General features: G+C 65.5%; 3 protein-coding genes. 2 read left to right on the top strand and 1 reads right to left on the bottom strand.

What is annotated here, in order from left to right:
• The coding region (locus AC4FAH_RS05005; RefSeq protein WP_490245736.1) for a gluconokinase at positions 1-447 on the bottom strand (447 nt) is incomplete at its 3' end.
• A 386-nt stretch (positions 448-833) separates the two neighbouring features.
• Between AC4FAH_RS05005 and AC4FAH_RS05000 the strand changes: the two genes are divergently transcribed.
• Both AC4FAH_RS05000 and AC4FAH_RS04995 read left to right on the top strand, forming a co-directional pair.
• Positions 834-2,192, top strand: coding sequence for a GntT/GntP/DsdX family permease (locus tag AC4FAH_RS05000; protein WP_043334321.1), 1,359 nt, complete (start codon positions 834-836; stop codon positions 2,190-2,192).
• 367 nt (positions 2,193-2,559) lie between these two features.
• On the top strand, positions 2,560-3,868 hold a 1,309-nt coding region (locus AC4FAH_RS04995), incomplete at its 3' end, for an efflux RND transporter periplasmic adaptor subunit (RefSeq protein WP_483236788.1).

Here is a 3,868-nt window from a genome sequence, read left to right as displayed (position 1 = left end):
CTGCGGTGTGGCGCTGATGTCGAGGGTGTGGATGCGCCCTTCATCGTCGCCGGGCACCTCGAGCGTCGCCAGCTGGTTGTCGAGCATGTCAGCGCCCTTGAAGAAATGATCGGTCCGCGCCTCGAGGCGTTCCAGCAGCAGCTCGCGCGTGCCTTCGAGGAAGACGAAACCCAGCGCGGGGTCCCCGCCACGCAGTTGATCCCGATAACGGCGCTTCAAGGACGAGCAGGCCAGTACCAGACTGCGCCCGTCGCGACGCGCCTCCTCGATCAGCTCGGCCAGACGGGCCAACCAGCCGTGGCGATCGTCGTCATCCAGCGGGATGCCGCGCGCCATCTTGGCCACGTTGGCCTCACCGTGATAATCGTCGCCATCGATGAACTGCGCGCCTAGGCACGCCGCCAGCTGCTGCCCGACATGCGACTTGCCACAGCCCGACACCCCCATGACCACCAGACGCACGCCACCCTGAGCGGCCAGAGCCTCTGACCTGGTCGGTATCGACGCGACCGCTGATGCTCCTTCTGCCTGCTGCTGCATGAAAACCCTCTCCCCCTGAATGAAAACAATGGCCCACCAGCGTACCCGATGTTGCCGATCAATCCCTTGTCCGGCGCCTCGGGGCGGCTGTCGCGCACTGAGCGACTGCCAATTGACGGACAGTCAGCTGCCAGACGCGACAGACTTTTGTCCCTCATGCACCTTTCGGATCATTGCGTAAGCGTTAATGTTACCGGTAACTTTCATCCTGCACGACCCACGACGCCTCACACAATACGCCTTTGGGCAATGGCCGATGATCACGCCGTTGCCAGCCGCAAGAGTTCGCCATCATGTCCCCAGATAGCACCCTCGTCCTTGCCGCCCTCGGCGGCATTCTGCTGCTGCTTTACCTCGTCATGCGCCTGCGCCTGCATGCCTTCGTTGCCCTGCTGGTGGTGAGCCTGGGGGTCGGACTGGCCACCGGCATGCAGCCCGACGCCATCATCGACTCCGTCACCAACGGCATGGGCAACACCCTGGGCTTCGTTGCCACCGTGGTCGGTCTCGGCGCGATGTTCGGCAAGATGCTGGAAGTGTCCGGCGGTGTCGATCGCATGGCCAACACCCTGCTGGGGCGCTTTGGCACCTCGCGCTCGCAATGGGCGCTGGCGCTGACCGGCTTTCTGGTCGCGATTCCGGTGTTCCTGGATGTCGCCTTCATCATCCTGGTGCCGCTGGTCTATGCGCTGGCACGCCGCAGCGGCCGCTCGCTGCTCTATTACGGCATCCCGCTGCTCGCCGGCCTTGCCGTGACCCACTCCTTCATTCCACCGACGCCGGGGCCGATCGCGGTCGCCAAGCTGATCGGTGCCGATCTCGGCTACGTCATCCTGTTCGGCGCGCTGTGCGGCCTGCCGGCGATGATCGTCGCGGGGCCGATCTTCGGTCGCTTCATCGCGGCGCGCATCGACGCCAGGATTCCGGATTACATGGAAAATACCGGCAGCGTGATGAGCGATGAAGAGGTCAATCAGCGCGCCCCGGGCTTCGGTCTGATCCTGTCCATCGTGCTGCTGCCGCTGGCGCTGATCGTGCTCAATACCGTCTCGGGCTTCCTGTTCGGTGACGACAGCCCGCTGGTCGGCTGGCTGGGCTTCCTCGGCCACCCGTTCGTGGCGCTGAGTCTGGCCACCCTGATGGCCTTCACCCTGCTGGGTACACGCCGTGGCATGACGCGCGAACAGGTGATGGAAGTCGCCACCAAGGCGCTCGAACCCGCCGGCATCATCATCCTGGTCACCGGCGCGGGCGGCGTCTTCAAGCAGATGCTGATCGATTCCGGGGTCGGTGACGTGCTCGGCAACCTGATGGCCGACAGCAATCTGCCGCCGATCCTGCTCGCCTTCCTGATCGCCACCGCCGTGCGAGTCATCCAGGGCTCGGCCACCGTGGCGATGATCACCGCCGCCGGCCTGATGGCCCCGGTGATCGATACGCTGGCGCTGTCCGGCCCGGTGCTGGGGCTGGTGGTGATCGCCATCGCCAGTGGCGCCACCGTCCTCAGTCACGTCAATGACTCCGGCTTCTGGCTGGTCAGCCGCTACTTCGGCCTCACCGAGAAGGAAACACTCAAGAGCTGGACGGTGATGGAGACCCTGATCGGCGTGATCGGCGTCTGCATGGCGCTGCTGATCGGCCTGTTCATCTAGTTTATCCCGTTCATCCAGCTCAACTATTTCAACTATTTCAACTACTGAAATCTGGCCTGCCCGCGCGGTTCAGCTCGGCTGATAGAGCGATTCATCCGTCAGCAGGCGCCGCCCGCCAGGCGCACTCGTGAAAAGCTGCCACTTCGTGTGGCAGCTTTTTTTGTGGGGTGCCAATCACGCAATGGCAGATTGCGTCTGTTGCACGCTATTTCCCATTTTGGCATTGCGCCTGAATGGCATCATGCGATCATCCACCCATTCGTCTGCCTTTCATGGCCATGATCCACCGCCCGCTCTGACCGACGCCAAAGCGACTGGCCGGAAGACGGCTGCGCATCAGGCCAGTCACTTTTCGTTCGGAGTCCGCATGGACCATAGCCCTGAGACGCCAGCGTCGTCTTCCGCGTCGCCCGCCCCTGCCGGCCGCCCCGCACCCTCCTCGCGGCGCCTGATCTGGATGCGCCTGCTGGCGCTGATCATTCTCGCGCTGGCGATCGCGCTGGCCGCCTGGTGGATGAATCATCGCCCCGGGGCGCCGAAGCGTGCCCCCAGCGAGGCACCTGCGCCCACGGTCGAGGTGGTCACGGTCAGCCATGCCGCCAACGCCCCGACGCTTGAGGGCTTCGGCCGCGTGATCGCCGATCGTCAGACCACGGTCTCCACGCGCGTCAGCGGTCAGCTGGCGCCCTTCCCCGAAGGCATCGAGGCCGGCCGCGAAGTCCGCGAGAACCAGCTGCTGGCCAGTCTCGATCAACTGGATTATCAGCTGGCACTGCGTCAGGCCGAGGCGGATCTCGCCACGGCAGAAGCCAGCCTCGCCTCTGAAAAGGGCGAGCAGATCCGCGCCGCCTCGGAATACAAGACCTTCGGTCGCAACCTGCCGGCGGCCCAGAAAGCGCTGGTCCTGCGCGAACCTCAGCTCAAGTCGGCCCAGGCCGCCGTGGAAAGCGCCCGCGCCAGCCGCGATCAGGCCAAGCTCAATCTGGCCCGCACCGAGATTCGCGCCCCCTACGACGGCCTGATCAGCGAGCGTCTGGTCGGCGAAGGCAGCGACCTCAACGCCTTCACCGACCTGTTGACGCTGGTGGCCACCGACCGCTTCTGGGTGCGCCTCAATCTGCCGCAGGCCGACATGGAGTGGCTCTCGACCCACGCCCGTGATGGCCAGGGCACGCCGGTACTGCTCTCGAGCAAGGCCTGGCCAGATGGCCAGCATCGCCGTGGCGAAGTGTGGAGCGTGCTGCCGTCGCTGGAAGACAACGGCCTGCTGACCCAGGTGATGGTGGCAGTGGAAGACCCGCTGGCGCTCAATGTCTCCGAGGAGGCGCGCGCCAGCACCCCGGCACTGCGCATCGGCGATGTGGTCGAGGCGACCCTGACGCCCCAGCGCACCGCCTCGCTGATCGAACTGCCGATCAGTGCGCTGCGCAGCGGCCAGCAGGTCTGGGTGCTGACGGAGGATGGGCATCTCGAGAAGCGCTCGGTAGGCGTGCGCCATCTGGGCAATGACACCCTGCTGGTCGCCGACGGTCTGGTGGACGGCGAGCGCGTCATCACCAGCTCCCTGAGCAGCGTCGAGGCCGGCATGGCCCTGCGCGCGCGCGGCGATGCGCCGACGCCGACCGCCAAGACAACTGATGCCGAGGCGGCTGACGACAAGACGACGGCTGGCGACA

The sequence above is a fragment of the Cobetia sp. genome (assembly GCF_983723665.1).
Note: the sequence above shows the minus strand (reverse complement) of the source record. Positions and strands in the feature narration are given on the sequence as shown.

What these genes read in the sequence shown, in the direction of transcription:
- AC4FAH_RS05000 (WP_043334321.1), top strand. Translation starts at nt 834, where the DNA reads ATGTCCCCAGATAGCACCCTCGTCCTTGCCGCCCTCGGCGGCATTCTG.